The sequence below is a fragment of the Petrotoga sibirica DSM 13575 genome, from assembly GCF_002924625.1.
Lineage (GTDB): Bacteria > Thermotogota > Thermotogae > Petrotogales > Petrotogaceae > Petrotoga > Petrotoga sibirica.
This window is the reverse complement of sequence record NZ_JAHC01000033.1, coordinates 15,926-31,394: the sequence shown is the minus strand read 5'-3', so window position 1 is coordinate 31,394 and position 15,469 is coordinate 15,926. Positions and strand designations below refer to the sequence as shown.

Below are 15,469 nucleotides of genomic sequence, written 5' to 3'. Positions count from 1 at the left end.
TCTATACAATACTCTTTTCGTATTCCGAATCATATAGATGACACGCAACTTGTTGATTTTCAACATTTTTCAAAATGGGTTCTTGAATTTTACAAATTTCTTTTGCATATGAGCATCTAGGATGAAACCTACAACCTGTAGGAATGTTAACGGCATTGGGAACTTCTCCTTGAGGTATTATTCTTTTTTTCTGACTCTTTGGATCAGGCTCAGGAACCGCTGATATTAGAGCCTGAGTGTATGGATGTTTGGGTTTTGTATATATTTGCTCAAAATTTCCAACTTCTACAATTTTACCCAAGTACATTACTGCAATCCTGTCACAAATATATTTGGTTGTAGCTAAATCGTGTGTGATAAAAAGATAAGTCAAATCAAAATCTTTCTTTAGGTTGATCATCAGTTGCAACAATTGGGACCTAACTGAGACATCTAGCATCGCAACTGCTTCATCAGCTACAATAAAGATAGGTTTTAAGATCAAAGCCCTTGCTATTACAACCCTTTGTCTTTGGCCACCTGATAAATCACGAGGATATCTATAATAATACTCATTCGCAGGGGATAACTGTACCCTTTCCAACATTTCCATAACAAGCTTCTGCCTTTCATAACGGTTCTTTCCCATATTGTGTATTTGTAGAGGATGCATCACAGCTTCACCAATCCTCATATGAGGATTCAAGGCTGCAAGTGGATCTTGAAAGATTATTTGAATCTCTTTTCTTATGTGTTTTAATTCCTTTTTTGTTAGGGTACTGATGTCTTGTTCTTTGAATAAAATTTTTCCTTCAGTGGGATCTTCTAATCTTGTAATTAACCTACCTGTTGTGGTTTTCCCGCTTCCTGATTCCCCAACCAAACCAAGAGTTTCACCTTTTTTTACTTCAAAATTAACTTCATCTACCGCCCTTACATATTTAGGAGAGGTTCTAGTCAAAACTTCACCAACCGTTCTTTTTAAAGGAAAATATTTTTTTAATCCTTCAACTTTTAAGATTGTATTTTCAGTCATTAGTACCACCTACATTTACATTTTTTAAATCTTGAGATTTTTCATACAGCCAGCATTTAACTTCAGATCCTTCAATTAAAAAACTTTTAGGTTCTTGTTTGTGACAGATGTCCATTGCGTATTCACACCGTGGTGCGAATCGACATCCTTTCGGAGGTTTACCCAAATCTGGAGGACTTCCAGGAATATATTTTAAATCTTTATCTTTGATATCCGTATTTGGGATTGAATCTAAAAGGGCTTTTGTATATGGGTGTTTGGGATTGTAATAAATATTTTCCTTTGAAGATATTTCCACCAAATGACCTGCATACATGACTCCAATCCTATCTGCAAGTTGAGCAACTACACCTAAGTCATGTGTTATAAGCAACATGGACATTTGGTATTCGTCCCTTAATTTATTCATCAACTCTATTATTTGAGCTTGAACTATGACATCCAAAGAAGTCGTTGGCTCATCAGAAATAACAAAAGACGGTTTTAAAACGAGCCCTAAGGCGATCATCACCCTTTGCCTCATACCACCACTGAATTGAAATGTATACTGGTTCATCCTGCTAGGATCTATTCCCACATCTTTTAAGACACTTCCTCCCATTTCTATTGCTTTTTGCTCGGATATATCAGGAAAATGAGCTTTCACAATTTCAACAAAAAGGTCTTTGACTTTCATAATTGGGTTCAAGGAAGTCATCGGATCTTGAAAGATCATGGTTATATCTCTACCACGAATTTCTCTCATTTGTTTTTCGTTCATTGTAGTTATATTTTGACCATTTAATTTAATTTCTCCATACAATTGTGCATTTAAAGGCAATATTTTCATTATAGCTTGTCCCAAGGTGGATTTCCCGCAGCCTGATTCTCCCACTAGTCCAAGTGTTTCCCCATCTTTTACATTAAAACTAACATCGTCAACCGCTTTTATAATTCCATCTTCACTTTTATAATAGACTTTAAGATTTTTTACTTCAAGCACGCTTACTACCTTCTTTCCCTAATTGTTGGATTCAGCATCTCGTTTAGACCTTCACTGAACATAGAAAATCCGAGTGTAACAGTCATTATAGCAACACCTGGAAATGTCAAGGCCCACCAAGCACCACTCAAAATAAATCTTTGACCATTGCTCAAATCAAAACCCCAATCGGGAGTTGGAGGAGCTATTCCCAATCCTAAAAAGCTCAATCCAGCTTCTGTCATTATGGCGTCTGCTAGGTTCATCGAAAGCACAACTACAACGGATGGAAGTACATTTGGAAGTATATACCTCCCCAAAATAGATAAGTTCGAAGCACCTATAGCTCTGGCTCCATCGACATAAAGTTCATTTTTTACTGAAGATACTTGATTTCTAATGACCCTAAAGTATGTGGGTATGTAAACAACGGCTATGGAAATAGCGATATTCATAATACCCGGCCCTAAAAATGCAGCTATCGCTATGGCGAGAATTAAACCTGGAAAGGAATATATAGCATCCATAACTATGGTCATTATTCTATCGAATATTCCTCCCACAAATCCTGATAATAAACCTAACGGTATACCAATTGCTGAAGCTATTGCTACGGAAACAAAAGCTATTGTTAAGGCAATTCTGGCCCCATAAACAACCCTACTAAATACGTCCCTACCAAGGTTGTCTGTTCCAAACCAGAATTCATTACTCGGAGGGGTTAAAGATCTTCCAACCCTTTCTGTGGGGTCGTAAGGAGCTATTTGAGGGGAAAAAATAGCCAAGAAAATATAAAAAATCAAAATAACCATACCTATGAAGGTAAGCCAAGCATTTGAACCTCTAAAGAATCTGGAGAAGCTCTTTCCAATCTTCGATGAAATGAATTTATTTTCTTCCAATTTTATACCCTCCTCAGTACCTTACCCTTGGGTCTATTAAAGCGTTGATAATTTCTACTATTATATTAATTATTATTACGAAAATGGCGAAAAAGACTATCGCTCCTTGAATAGCGGGAAAATCTCTGTATCTGATTTTCATGATGAGATAACTTCCAATCCCTGGCCAAGAAAAAGTTGTTTCTGTTAAAACAGCTCCAGCCATCAATAATGCAAGCTGTAATCCCATGACCGTTAATATAGGAACCAACGCATTCCTTAAAGCATGTCTGTACAGTATTCTATTTTCAGGTATCCCTCTTGCTTTAGCAGATTTAACATAGTCAGAGGTTAACGTTAAAATTGTATTATTTCTAACCATTCTTAAAAAAATACTCGAGATAACTAGGCCAAGAGTAATACCAGGCAACAATAAATGTTTTAAGGCAGCCTGAAAAGATGCCCAGTTCCCTCTTAAAAGAGAATCCAGTAAAAACAAACCTGTAATTTCTTCAAATTGAACTGTAGCTCCGATCCTCCCGGCAATGGGTAACCATTTCAACTGCATTCCAAAAATGAATTGCATCATCAGACCAAACCAAAATACCGGTACAGCATACATGAGCATCGAAAATCCTCTGGCAATTATATCTACGGGTTTGTCTCTTTTTTGTGCGGCTTTTGATCCCCAAAAGATCCCTATAACTACAGCTATAATAAATGCAAAAATCGTTAATTCAAGTGTGGCAGGAAATCTTTCTAATATCTCATCAAGTACGGGCCTTCCCGTCATTGTTGAAGTTCCCAAGTCACCTTTGAATAGCCCCCCTACATATTTAAAAAATTGAACCAGTATGGGATCGTTAAGTCCTAATTCTGCCCTTCTGGCTTCAATAACTTCTTGAGAGGCTTTCCCACCTAACATTGCTGCAACAGGATCTCCGGGAATTATCCTAATAACGAAAAATATAACTACTAAAAGAACAAAAAGCATGGGAATTGCCAACAAGATTCTCACAATAATATAATTTCTCAGAGACACTTAGATCACCCTTCTTTTCTGAGGTTGGTTTTCTTAAAATTGCCCCGATTCTTAAATAAATCGGGGCAGTTGTTGTAGTTTCAAGCGTTCAAAAAATTCTTAAGAAAATTATTCCTTGTAAAGCAAATAATACCTAAAGACCTGAGAAGGTTCTAACAAAATTCCTTTGATATTATTTTGGGCAGCTACCGTTTCTACACCTTGCCAAAGTGAAACGTATGGTGCGTTGAAAGCTAGATCTTGTTGGACCAATTTGTACAATTGAGATCTAACTTCTTGGTCAGTCGCTACTCTTGCTGCTCTCATCAAACTTTCAGTTACTGGGTTAACATAAAAACTACCCAACGATCTACCTCCACTTTCACTTAAGAATGGCCAGAGATAGTCATCAGGGTCTATGTAATCAGGATACCAACCCAATAAGAACATACCCATAACTCCGTTTAAAAAATAATCAACGTAGGTTGCCCATTCCGCATATTCTAAGTTGATATCGATAATTCCTGTCTTTTCTAAGGATTCCATTAAAACTTGGGCTACATCTGCTTCTGTTGTCCCATAATGAGTAGGACTGTACCAAAGATCAATCACTAGTTTGTTTTTTTCGTCGTAACCGGCTTGATACAGAAGTTGTTTTGCAGCCTCAAGATCTCCTTCTTGGAAGACGTCTTCATGACTCCACATTCCCATTGGTACTAGAGAGTATAGGGGTGATGCCATATTCAAAAATACCTCTTCGACGATTACATCTCTTTCAACAGCCAAGGAAATCGCTTGTCTTACCAAAGGATTGTCGAAAGGTTCTTTCTGTGTATTGAATACTAAATATCTGATTTGTGGACTTTCCCCCTGAATAACTTGAACACTTTTAGAACTTTTTAAATCTTGTATGTCTCTTGGGTCTAAATGTCTGTAAGCAATATCTATTTCACCGGTTTCCAAAGCCAATCTCAACGTTGCAGCGTTTTCGTAGAATAAAATGATGATTCTATCCGTTTTTGGTTTTTTACCAAAATATTTGTCATTTGCTTGCAATGTAATTCTTACGTCCCTTATCCATTCGGTGACTTTGTATGGACCAGAAGCGGAAGGCGCTCCATCATAAAAACGATCTGCGGGAAATACCTTTGGATTAACTGGCCATCCAACGGTATAACCTAATACTGAAACAAAAGCTGAAAAAGGATACTGAAGAGTTACTTTGAAGGTATAATCATCGACCACTTCGGTTGATTCAACTATATCTGAGAGTAAGAACGCAGGATCTCCTCCAAGTTTTATCACCCTATCGAAGGAGAATTTAAAAACAGATGCATCTATAGGGGTACCATCTTCGAAAACAACACCTTTTTTTACATGGAAAAGATACTCTAATCCATCTTCAGATACTTCCCAACTTTCGAATAAATTGGGCACAATTTCCGTAGAATTAACCTTGTAGTCTACTGGTCCAGCTAAAACATTTTGTAATATGTTACTAGAAAAGTAGTCATAACACAAAGCTGGATCTAGGGTTCTAATCTTGTCTGTTGTCCCAACAACAATGGTAGATTGTGCCCAAACTCCAACAAATAAAACCAACACAACAAATAAACTCACCAAATACCTTTTCATAAAATCCCTCCTCGTAAAATGTGCTGATATGTAACACTTAAACAGTCGTTCTCCAACAATACCTTATGATGATTACTTATTAAAACCATAACTAGTTTTACAAAAACATGAAAAGAATTTCATAGAGATTCTTTTATTGACAAAAATTTCAAAAATAAAGCGATATTTGGTAACTTAATTAAAATTATTTTAATTATCTCTATTATATAATTAATATCTTTGAGAGTCAAGTAACAAAAAAACCATAACTAGCGAGAGAAGGAATAAAAAATATCATAAGATTGGATTTAAGCGTTGAACATTTTTATAGTTATCGATAGATCTATGCTTAAATTAAGTTATTTTAAATTAACATAATTAAATATTAACATTATTTATTATTCTAAAATTAATACGTTTGTATATTATACATTTCTATTTTTTACAACAAAGATTTAACAATTTTAATTCCTCAATTTTGTTCTTAAATCACTTTAAAATGAGGGATCTAAAAAAGATAAGTTCTATATCAAGCATAAATAGCGTTTAACCAGATTTTTAATCAAAAATTTTCTTGATTAAGTTGCCCCCTTATGATAAAGTATATAGTGGTTTTTATTCCAAGGGGTGAAAATAATGGAAAAGCACGAACTAATAGAAAAACTACGTTCCAACATGTCTAGAGATACCTGGAATAACTGGCTTTCGACGGCTCAAATTTTAGAATTAGACGACAAAAAGGTCATCGTTGGATTGGGAAATCTATTTATTAAAGAGGCCGTCGAGAAAAGGTTTGGTTCGATAATAAAAGAAACTATAAATAATATCGCTGGTAAGCCTCTAGAGGTAGTTTTCAAGGAAATACCCATTAGTAAAGAACAGAAAAATGCAGTAAATGGTCCAATAATAAAAAACCGGCCTTTGAAACTATCAGAGTTTAATCCTGAGTTCACTTTTGATAGCTTTGTTACTGGAAATTCCAATAGAATAGCTTATTATTCAGCCCTGGAAGTTTGCAAAAATCCTGGCAAATATAATCCTTTATTCATATATGGAGATGTAGGACTAGGTAAAACCCATCTTTTACATGCAATAGGAAACTTTTTGATGGAAAACGCCCCTGATTTGAAGGTGAAGTATGTAACTGCTGAGGAATTTATGAATCAAATGATGGATGGAATAAGAGCAAGTGAAATGGAGAACTTTCGAGAACGCTTTAGAAGAAATGTTGATTTTTTATTGATAGATGATGTTCAATTTTTAATCGGAAAAAATACCGTACAAAGTGAACTCTTCCATACATTTAATTCTCTTTTTAACTCGAGAAAACAGATAGTAATTTGTTCTGATAGAACACCTGATGAACTGGCCACCTTTCATCCTAGATTGATTAGTAGATTTGAGATGGGTTTGATAACTGACATACAAGCACCCGATAAAACCACAAAGTATTTAATAGCAAAGAAAATGGCACAAATGATTTCACTTCAACTAACCGATGACGTCGCTTATTATTTAGCCGAACATGTAGATACAAACTTAAGAAAACTTCGGGGAGCCATAATGAACCTTCTCTTACAAAGCCAAATTTCGGGTACACCAGTAAATATTGAATCTGCAAAAACGATAGTCAATTCAATGATCAGGATGAACACAAACAAAGTTAGGCTCCAATCACCCCAAGTTCTTGAAACAGTGAAAATAGATACCGTTATAGATCTGGTCGCCACTGAATTTAATATAAATCGTAAGGATATCTTCTCGTCATCGAGAAAAAAAGAAATAGCTTTAGCTCGTCAAGTTTTAGCTTATCTTTTTAAGACTACTATGAAGTTGAAAACTAAAGATATCTCCGAGAAATTAGATAAAAATCATTCCACTATTATTCATTCCGTAAAAAAAATAGAACATTCTTTGTTGATGGGAAATGAAATGATAAAAAATAAAATCAATAATATCAAAAATAAATTAGAAGATGAAAAAGGGATTCTTACAATCTAAAAACAGAAGAAATCGGCCTCAAATTACGATTTAGATAAAAACAAATCGAGGCCGATTTTTTTTTACTATACAGATTGGTGCAACAAATGATTTTTAAAAGTGACTTATATTTCTAACCCAACAATAGCTTCTGGAGTTACTACATGGAAAGTTAAGCTTTCAGTGAAGAAAAATTTAAGCTGCTCATCAAACTTACTATCATAACCTAAGGAAATATCTTGGCCTAAAATTAATTTAAAGTCTCCCCCACGATTAGAAATTACAAAACTTTCATCCACTTCATGTACAGGTTTCACTTTGGCATCTATAATTTCTTTTACAACTAAATCCAAAGGATAAGATAGATTCATGGCAAATAAATCTTGCCATATTTCTTTGTTAATAACCAATGTATATGGTCCTTCAATACCTTGATCCATGAATCGCTTTTTTACTTCAAATAATGATTTAACAAAATCTTTTACGCTTTCTTTGGAGCTTTCTACAGAATTCTGCTTAGCTAAAGTTTGTAAGCCAGTTATATTTGCTTTTTCTATACCTTTTAAAATCAATTTATTTTCAAATGAAGCCAACTGTTTAGCAGCGGTTTCTAACCCTTCCAAATCCGGAGTTTTTAAACCCCTTTCGATATTATCGAGCTCCCATTGTTTCAAAACAAATGGGTTTCTAATTTCTACTAGAGGTAAAACTTGCCTTATTCCCCATCCTAATCCATCTCTTGGGTTTTCAACAAGTTCGTTTGTGCCTAAATTGTATGAAGAATAATTCAAGCCATAAGGGCCTTCTACATCGATAATTGGTCTTATTTTTAATTTATTCTTAAAAATCTCTTTAGACCTGTTGTCTAATTCTTCCCATGCTTCTTCCGTTATTGGAGCTAAATCTCTTTTAAGAAAATCCATTTTTTACCCTCCTTCATCTTTGAAATTTTTTCTACTTCAATCCTTTTAGGCCTAAATCGCCTTTTTTCTTTGAAGAAGTCTCTTCTTTGCTTTCTCCTTCTACAGCTTCTTCCTCTACTTCCAACAACGGTTTATCTGTGAAAAGATATGTTCTCAGTTCTTCATCCCATCCATCCATGTTTCTTCTTAACCATTCGATAAGCATTACCGCATGTTCAATTTCTTCATCTCTATTGTGTTCCATAATTTCTTTGATGGTTGGATCTTTAGAAACAGCTGCCCTTTGGTTGTACCAATCTATTGCTTCAATCTCTTCTTTTAAACTGTTTAATGCATAGACATAAGAACGATCTTTGTCACTTAGTTCTTCATAAGGTTCATGGTAATCTTGCATTTAGTTTCACTCCTTTTTATTTTTGATTTTACTCTCTTCCTTAGAAACTCTATATATTGCACCCCACAAAATTACTTTTACCTTTAAAATTATATCACTTTTTTATTTGGCTTCAAAAAATTCTGTAGAAATCACAAAATATGTTATAATTAATATGAAAAAGAAATATTTTCACCGAAACTTTGCTTGGAGGAATTTATTATGAGCGATCACGATGGTGAAGAATTCAGAGAATTTTTAAATAGATTGTTTAAGGAACACCCTGAGCTTCAAAAGTTTAATCTTGAATTTTTAAAAAATGCTGATCCAAGTGAAATGAACGAAATTATAGAAAATTTAAAGGAAGCTGCTTATAAATTCAAAGAAGCAGAAATCAGTGTAAGATCTGAAGTTGAGGAAAAATTAAACTACGGTATTGATGATTTAGAAATTAATTTCGATAACTTTTTAGAAACAATAACTATATTTCCGTTCGCACTGACTATCAACAGTGAGATGTTAAAAGAAAAAGATATCAAAGGGAGATTGAGTGGAAAATTTTTTGGTATGTACATCAATTTTAAATACGACAACATTTTTGAACTTTTATCTATTAGAAAAATCGGCGCAATGAAGATCGCTAGTTTGATGAGAAACAACTTTTTTAAATTTTTACCAATAAAACAAAAGATATACAATTACATAAAAACTGCTGTAAATAATTATTTAAAGGCTACGGGGCTCGTGAAATATTTTGAAATAGGTGAGATCAGAGAATTCAATATGTTAGTTGTATTGAGAAACAAACTTAGTATTCCCAACAGTAAATTGTTTGAAGAAATTTTAAGTGACGAGGAAAGCGAAAAATATTATATGATGAAAGCATATTTTATTACGGAATTCGCTATTGCTGTAGTTGAAAAAGATGGTATTTAAATTTCTGATTTTTTTACAAACTTATTGCTTATATAAAAGATAAAGAAGATTAAAAGTATGTTCAGTCCGCTTAAAGCATTTGCTTCTTGGTATAATCTCCCTGAGGAAAGAGAATAATTAACAACACTTGCAAGGGGAAAGTAATCCCTCACTTGCATCGTATAACTGATGGTGAATTCACCAAAAATCATTGCAAATATTTGCAGAAACGCACTTATAAACGAAGAAAACAGAAGGGGCAATTCTATTTTTAGAAAGATGATTAGGTTGTTTGCCCCATCTATTTTTGCAGCTTCAATTATTTTATCGTCAAATCCACGTACCGGTTGGAACAAAAATGAATACGCGATAGGTATGGTTATTAAGAAATATCCCAGAATCAATAACAATACGAATGGAATATCAAACAATATATTTAAATAAAGCAGAGCCATACCCAAAAAAGCAGATGATATTCCTAAAGTAGCCATTACGCTAACATTGATGAGTTTACTGTAATTTTTCAATAGAAAATATGCTGTTATTACAGCAAATAAAGCTGCAATTGCCGAGACTAAAAAAGAATTTATGATTGATCTAACCACGGGATATACACGATTCAACTCTTTAGAGAATAAATGCAGAAATGAAGATATATCGAATTTCATGTTTATAAAATCAAAAAAAGAAGCTGCAATGCCTACCAAGACAATTGAATATTCAAAGATCAAGTAAAAGGCGGATATTGTTCTACTTAAATATCCGGATTTTTTTTGAGAGAATGGTTCATATTCAAAAGAGATAGGTTCAAATTTTGATATAACGATATTAAGCATCGTGAGGATTATAAGTTGAATTAAAGCATAAGATAATGCCTTGGGAAAGTCCAAGGTACTTCTCAATGTCTTAGAAATAGCCACTTCCAAAGTCGAATATTTTACACCACCTAAACTTAAAACAATCGCAAAACTTGTGAAGTTATATGTAAATACTAAGAATAAAGCCCTTGAAATAGACGGAATTATCAAAGGTAATTCTACGTTAATAAAAGTTTTAAATTTACTGGCTCCTTCAATACTGGCTGTTTCTGTAAAACTTGCAGGTACCCTTCTAAGAGCTTCCGATATGTAACGAACAAATATGGGAGAGTTATAAAATACATGGGCTAATATTATTGCTTTCAAGGTGTACATAATATCAAAACTAAAACCCAATTTTGAAAGAATACCTACTGAAGAATAAACAAGAGTGAAAGCCATAACTGCCGAGATCGGTGGGAAAAAGAAAGGGATAAAAATAGTATTGTCTAATAATTTAGATATGATCCCTTCATTTCTTGAAGCAAAATACGCGGGAATTAAAGTTATCACCAATGACAACACAGATGAAAGAATAGCTTGATAAAAAGTAAAACCAAGGATCCGCCACGTACGCGGATCCAAGAAATTCACTAAACCTTCTAAACGAAAAAAATCTTTAAATAAAAAAGAAAAAGGTATTAACCACAAACACAAAAATAAAATAAATAGTAAATTCTTGCTTCTTATATTGTTCATAAGATCAGTATAATAGAGCCTCCCATTCTTTCAACCATCTTTCTAGATTGTTTGAAATTTCTTGGGCTGGAATCGTCAGGATTTTTTCGGGAACCACTGCATATTGGTAAACCTCAGGGAGTCCAACATCAATTACTGGGAACATCCATTGTTTTAAAGGTATTTCTTTTTGAAAATCTTCTGTCAACATAAATTCTATAAATTTCTCAGCTAAAACTAAATTATCAGTTCCTTTAACGATACCGGCACCTTCTATCTGAACATAAGCACCTTCTTTGGGTATGAAAACCTTGTACTTACTAGATCCATAATAATATTGTGAGTATGCACTATCAGTTGCATAGCTGACCATCATGGGTGCCTCACCGATTTCAAATTTTGCAAAGGAATCGCTCCAGCCAGGACTTACTGTTAATATTGCAGGCATAAGTCTTTCCCAAAAGTCTTTCCACTCATTTTCATACACGGCTATTGTCCATAGTAAAAAGGCTTGACCAGTACTTGATGCTCTTGGATCTTGTATTATCAATGAGTTTTTATATTTAGTTAGATCTTCAAAAGATTCTAATTCATCTTGTATCTTTTCTGGATCGTAAATAATGGCTATAGCTCCATAGTCATAAGGAATTACATAACATTCCGGATCAAATAACAACGCTTTGTCTCTAACATTTTCAATATTTTTTGGTTTGTAAGGGATCAATAAATCTTCTCCAACAGCTTTTGCAGCTAAAGACTGATCAAGACCAATGACGACATCCGCTCGAGGATTTTTCTTTTCCAAAACTAGCCGTGTAAGAACGTTACCTGCATCACCCAATTTTACCACTTTTACTTCACAGTCGTTCATCTCTTCGAACTTTTGAATCGTTCCTTCTTCAATCCAACTAAGACTTTCGTAAACATAGACAGTCAATTCCTTAGAAAAAGCAAAAGATAACAAAACAACTATAATACCCAACATCGCTAAAAACTTCTTCACCTTAACTCACCTCTTTTAAAAATTTATTTAGTTAACTTCTCCTCGTACCTTTATACCCCTATTTAATTTTTCGTCTGTTAAGTTAAATATTTCATCAAAGAACGCTTCTTTAAAAGAAGCAGGGCCTTTCACCTCTGAACGTGAAGCAGCTAATTCACCAGCTAGTCCAAATGCAACCATTGCTGAAACGGTTGCCTGTAAATGATTACTTTCCACAGCACAAAAATTAGCAATAATAGACGTTAACATGCAACCTGTACCTGAGATTTTCCCTAACATAGAATGTCCATTATCAACTTTATAGACTGAATTACCGTCTGTAACAACATCTGTAACACCTGAAGCTGCAACTATACAATTATATTCTTTTGCAAAGTTTTTATATGACTCTATATTTTCATCGTTACTTTCTGCTTCTACACCTCTGATTTTTCCACCAGAACCCGTTAGAATACCAATCTCTGCTTTGTTCCCTTTTATAACGGATATTTGTACTTCATTTAATATTTTTTTTGAAGTCTCTGTTCTTATTTTTGTTGCTCCTGCACCAACAGGATCAAAGATGACTGGAATATTAAGTGAATTGGCTTTCTTCCCAGCTTTTATCATGGCCTTTACTTGTTCTAAAGTTAACGTACCGATATTAAGTACGAGCGCTTGGGAATTAGATACCATCTCTTCGACTTCCTCTATGGCATGGGCCATCACTGGAAGCCCTCCTACCGCTAAAGTTACATTGGCGCAATCATTTATTGTTACCATATTTGTAATATGATGTATCAGAGGTTTTTTCACTTTTACTGTATCTAAAATGTTATTTACCATCTTATTGGCTCCTTTCGTTAACTATTTTAACTATTTCAACTTTTTCAATTACCTTGCGTATACGTGTGGCATTTTCTTCAACATCACCTGAAAAAAGTGCCGATATAACAGCAACGCCATCCACATTTGTTTCTCTCATGAGATCATATAAATTTTCAGCAGTTATTCCCCCAATCGCTACTACAGGAATGTTGACAGACTCCTTGATTTTTTTAACTTCAGAGATGCTAATTGTTTTCGCTTCTGGTTTAGTAGGAGATGGAAACACCGGACCTACTCCTAAATAATCAGCTCCATCCTTTTGTGCTTGAATAGCCTGTTCAACATTTTCAACCGATACTCCTAATATTTTTTCTTTTCCTATGATCTTTCGAGCTATTTTTGTAGGAAGATCCTCTTGCCCAACGTGTACACCGTCAGCTACTACAGCTAAAGCAATGTCCACTCTATCATTTACTATCAGCGGAATACCATGATGATCCGTTACTTCTTTAACCTTCAATGCTTGATAGTAAAAATCCCTTGAATTTAAACCTTTTTCTCTGAGTTGAAGTACAGTTATGCCCCCTTTTATTGCTTTTTCTATTGCGTCAATCAAATTATGATCCTTTAGATATGATCTGTCAGTTATTCCATAGAACTTCACATTCATATTTTTCATCTCTCTAAAGCCTCCAAATCTTTCGATAATAGGCATCTTCAAGAAATTCGTATTCGAATTTAAGAGAGTTTTTATATGTCTGGGTTATTTCTTCTTCTTTTTCTGAATTTAGATATAATTCAAAAATACAAATTAAATCTTCAACTAACTTCTTGTATTTTGCTTCGTTATAAGTCGATGCCCATTTTAAATATATTTCATTTTCATTATTTTTAAGCTTGTCTTTGTGATATTGATATATCTCTAAGTAACTATAATAACAAGGCAAAAGGGCTGCTATACCAACTACAAAAGATTTTTGTGCACTTTGAGAAATAAGATAATTACTATAAGCAATATTCGCTCTAGTAAGATCTATACTTTTTAATTTTGAGGAATCTATATTCAAGAAATCGAGCAAATTTAAATAATTTTTAAATTCTATTTCTGATTCGTTATATAAAATATTTATTAACATCCTCCTGGCGGTCAGATCTTCCGCTTTTGCTATCAAAATCCCCATGTTTTTCATTGATTGCTCTAGATAATGAAAATCTTGTTTTAAAAAGAATACGAATTTCTCAAAAGATAATTCTCCAGTATAGAGTTCTTCCATAAAAGGATGGTTAATTAATTTCTCTAATTCTTTTTTTGTGTGATCTTTAATATGAGAAAAATCCATTTCATTTAACTCCTTTAAATACTACATAGCTACCTTCTTATAACCTGGAATGGGTTCTTCAATCTCTTCATCACAGTATTTTGGATTATTAATCAATGTTTTTACAGATTGGATATCCCTATTCACAAATTCCACATTCACAAATTCCACCTCCAGAAATGATTTGTTGGTCCTACCCCATGACCTATAGATAGTGAATTTCTAATTGCACTCGTGATGTATTCTTTAGCTCTTTTAATAGAATCAAAAAGTTCATATCCTAAAGCTAAGTTAGCAGCAATTGCGGAAGAGAAAGTGCAGCCTGTGCCATGAGTATTTTTGGTTTGTATCCTTTCGGAAGAAACTTCAAAAAAATCCTTTCCATCATAATATACATCGATGGCGTCTTCTATCAAATGTCCTCCCTTTACTACCACACTTTGAGCTCCAAGCTCCACAATTTTCTTTGCAGCGTTTCTCATATCCTTTACAGAATCAACTTTTATCTCCGTTAATACTTCGGCTTCCATCAAGTTTGGAGTTACTACCAAGCTCAACGGAATGAGTTCTCTTTTTAAAGCATTAATAGCATCCTCTTTTAACAAATGAACTCCACTTTTGGAAACCATTACTGGGTCCAAAACAATGTTTTTAGGCTTGTACTCTCTTAATCCATTTGCTATAGTTTTGATTATCTTTTCATTGGAAACCATTCCTATTTTCACTGCATCGGGAAAGAGATCTTCAAAAACAGCCTTCATTTGCAACAATACCATTTTAGGAGTTAAATCTTCTATGCCCAAAACAGCCATCGTGTTTTGAGCGGTTACAGAAGTAATAACACTCATTCCAAAAACGCCATGGGCAGAAAAAGTTTTAATATCTGCTTGTATACCGGCACCTCCACCTGAATCAGAACCGGCTATCGTTAATCCTAGTTTTATAATACTCACCTCCTGTTATGCAAAATAAAAATCCTGTTCTTCACCAACAAAGTGAGAACAGGATCAAATTAAATACATATTTTAGCCTCCCTTCGCTGGTATTATCCAGATCAGGTAGTCAGGGTCGATGCCTTTTTGGCATCCTCTCAGCCTTACAGCTCCCCTGGCCATTTATTAT

At 34.1% G+C, this 15,469-nt stretch carries 15 protein-coding genes and 1 riboswitch; of the genes, 2 read left to right on the top strand and 13 right to left on the bottom strand.

Going from position 1 to position 15,469, the window contains the following annotated elements:
* Window position 1: 1 nt before the first annotated feature.
* The 5 genes from AA80_RS08910 to AA80_RS08890 all read right to left on the bottom strand — a co-directional run bounded on the left by AA80_RS08910 (window position 2) and on the right by AA80_RS08890 (window position 5,513).
* The gene (locus AA80_RS08910) at window positions 2-1,015 is read right to left on the bottom strand and encodes an ABC transporter ATP-binding protein (RefSeq protein ID WP_103877426.1); all 1,014 of its coding nucleotides are present in this window, start codon (window positions 1,013-1,015) and stop codon (window positions 2-4) included.
* Window positions 1,008-1,997: an ABC transporter ATP-binding protein gene (locus AA80_RS08905; RefSeq protein WP_103877425.1), complete on the bottom strand. Its 990-nt coding sequence runs from the start codon at window positions 1,995-1,997 to the stop codon at window positions 1,008-1,010. Before AA80_RS08905 ends, AA80_RS08910 begins: the two co-directional genes overlap by 8 nt.
* A 5-nt stretch (window positions 1,998-2,002) precedes the next feature.
* Window positions 2,003-2,860: an ABC transporter permease gene (locus tag AA80_RS08900; protein WP_103877443.1), complete on the bottom strand. Its 858-nt coding sequence runs from the start codon at window positions 2,858-2,860 to the stop codon at window positions 2,003-2,005.
* Window positions 2,861-2,891: 31 nt separating this feature from the next.
* Window positions 2,892-3,899: an ABC transporter permease gene (locus tag AA80_RS08895; RefSeq protein WP_103877424.1), complete on the bottom strand. Its 1,008-nt coding sequence runs from the start codon at window positions 3,897-3,899 to the stop codon at window positions 2,892-2,894.
* A 108-nt stretch (window positions 3,900-4,007) separates the two neighbouring features.
* Window positions 4,008-5,513 carry an ABC transporter substrate-binding protein gene (locus AA80_RS08890; RefSeq protein ID WP_103877423.1) on the bottom strand — a complete coding sequence of 502 codons (1,506 nt, stop codon included), beginning with the start codon at window positions 5,511-5,513 and terminating at the stop codon, window positions 4,008-4,010.
* A gap of 615 nt (window positions 5,514-6,128) precedes the next feature.
* On the opposite strand from AA80_RS08890, the gene dnaA reads away from it, so the two are divergent.
* On the top strand, window positions 6,129-7,493 hold the full coding sequence (dnaA, locus tag AA80_RS08885; protein WP_103877422.1) for a chromosomal replication initiator protein DnaA: 1,365 nt from the start codon (window positions 6,129-6,131) through the stop codon (window positions 7,491-7,493).
* Between the two features lie 104 nt (window positions 7,494-7,597).
* Here dnaA and AA80_RS08880 read toward each other — a convergent pair whose 3' ends face one another.
* Together AA80_RS08880 and AA80_RS08875 are read right to left on the bottom strand one after the other, a co-directional pair.
* Complete coding sequence (locus tag AA80_RS08880; protein WP_103877421.1) at window positions 7,598-8,395, bottom strand: family 1 encapsulin nanocompartment shell protein; 798 nt, start codon at window positions 8,393-8,395, stop codon at window positions 7,598-7,600.
* A gap of 31 nt (window positions 8,396-8,426) precedes the next feature.
* Window positions 8,427-8,789, bottom strand: coding sequence for an encapsulin-associated ferritin-like protein (locus tag AA80_RS08875; protein ID WP_103877420.1), 363 nt, complete (start codon window positions 8,787-8,789; stop codon window positions 8,427-8,429).
* A 201-nt stretch (window positions 8,790-8,990) separates the two neighbouring features.
* Between AA80_RS08875 and AA80_RS08870 the strand changes: the two genes are divergently transcribed.
* The gene (locus tag AA80_RS08870; RefSeq protein ID WP_103877419.1) at window positions 8,991-9,704 is read left to right on the top strand and encodes a hypothetical protein; all 714 of its coding nucleotides are present in this window, start codon (window positions 8,991-8,993) and stop codon (window positions 9,702-9,704) included.
* On the opposite strand, the gene AA80_RS08865 is transcribed toward AA80_RS08870, so the two are convergent.
* The 6 genes from AA80_RS08865 to thiD form a co-directional block, all read right to left on the bottom strand.
* Window positions 9,701-11,239 carry an ABC transporter permease gene (locus AA80_RS08865; RefSeq protein ID WP_103877418.1) on the bottom strand — a complete coding sequence of 513 codons (1,539 nt, stop codon included), beginning with the start codon at window positions 11,237-11,239 and terminating at the stop codon, window positions 9,701-9,703. The genes AA80_RS08870 and AA80_RS08865 overlap by 4 nt on opposite strands.
* 4 nt (window positions 11,240-11,243) lie before the next feature.
* Window positions 11,244-12,221 carry a thiamine ABC transporter substrate-binding protein gene (locus tag AA80_RS08860; RefSeq protein WP_103877417.1) on the bottom strand — a complete coding sequence of 326 codons (978 nt, stop codon included), beginning with the start codon at window positions 12,219-12,221 and terminating at the stop codon, window positions 11,244-11,246.
* Between the two features lie 27 nt (window positions 12,222-12,248).
* A complete protein-coding gene (gene thiM / locus AA80_RS08855; RefSeq protein WP_103877416.1) occupies window positions 12,249-13,046 on the bottom strand; it encodes a hydroxyethylthiazole kinase in 798 nt (265 codons plus the stop codon).
* 1 nt (window position 13,047) lies between these two features.
* The gene (thiE, locus tag AA80_RS08850) at window positions 13,048-13,707 is read right to left on the bottom strand and encodes a thiamine phosphate synthase (protein ID WP_199177885.1); all 660 of its coding nucleotides are present in this window, start codon (window positions 13,705-13,707) and stop codon (window positions 13,048-13,050) included.
* Window positions 13,708-13,711: 4 nt separating this feature from the next.
* Window positions 13,712-14,368 carry a thiaminase II/PqqC family protein gene (locus AA80_RS08845; protein WP_103877415.1) on the bottom strand — a complete coding sequence of 219 codons (657 nt, stop codon included), beginning with the start codon at window positions 14,366-14,368 and terminating at the stop codon, window positions 13,712-13,714.
* Window positions 14,369-14,505: 137 nt separating this feature from the next.
* The gene (gene thiD / locus AA80_RS08840; RefSeq protein WP_103877441.1) at window positions 14,506-15,291 is read right to left on the bottom strand and encodes a bifunctional hydroxymethylpyrimidine kinase/phosphomethylpyrimidine kinase; all 786 of its coding nucleotides are present in this window, start codon (window positions 15,289-15,291) and stop codon (window positions 14,506-14,508) included.
* 70 nt (window positions 15,292-15,361) lie between these two features.
* Window positions 15,362-15,466, bottom strand: a riboswitch (TPP riboswitch).
* Window positions 15,467-15,469: the final 3 nt, after the last annotated feature.

Coding starts and splice junctions, on each gene's coding strand:
- AA80_RS08910 (WP_103877426.1), bottom strand. CDS start 1,015: ATGACTGAAAATACAATCTTAAAAGTTGAAGGATTAAAAAAATATTTT.
- AA80_RS08890 (WP_103877423.1), bottom strand. CDS start 5,513: ATGAAAAGGTATTTGGTGAGTTTATTTGTTGTGTTGGTTTTATTTGTT.
- dnaA (WP_103877422.1), top strand. CDS start 6,129: ATGGAAAAGCACGAACTAATAGAAAAACTACGTTCCAACATGTCTAGA.
- AA80_RS08880 (WP_103877421.1), bottom strand. CDS start 8,395: ATGGATTTTCTTAAAAGAGATTTAGCTCCAATAACGGAAGAAGCATGG.
- AA80_RS08875 (WP_103877420.1), bottom strand. CDS start 8,789: ATGCAAGATTACCATGAACCTTATGAAGAACTAAGTGACAAAGATCGT.
- AA80_RS08870 (WP_103877419.1), top strand. CDS start 8,991: ATGAGCGATCACGATGGTGAAGAATTCAGAGAATTTTTAAATAGATTG.
- AA80_RS08865 (WP_103877418.1), bottom strand. CDS start 11,239: ATGAACAATATAAGAAGCAAGAATTTACTATTTATTTTATTTTTGTGT.
- thiM (WP_103877416.1), bottom strand. CDS start 13,046: ATGGTAAATAACATTTTAGATACAGTAAAAGTGAAAAAACCTCTGATA.
- thiE (WP_199177885.1), bottom strand. CDS start 13,707: ATGAAAAATATGAATGTGAAGTTCTATGGAATAACTGACAGATCATAT.
- AA80_RS08845 (WP_103877415.1), bottom strand. CDS start 14,368: ATGGATTTTTCTCATATTAAAGATCACACAAAAAAAGAATTAGAGAAA.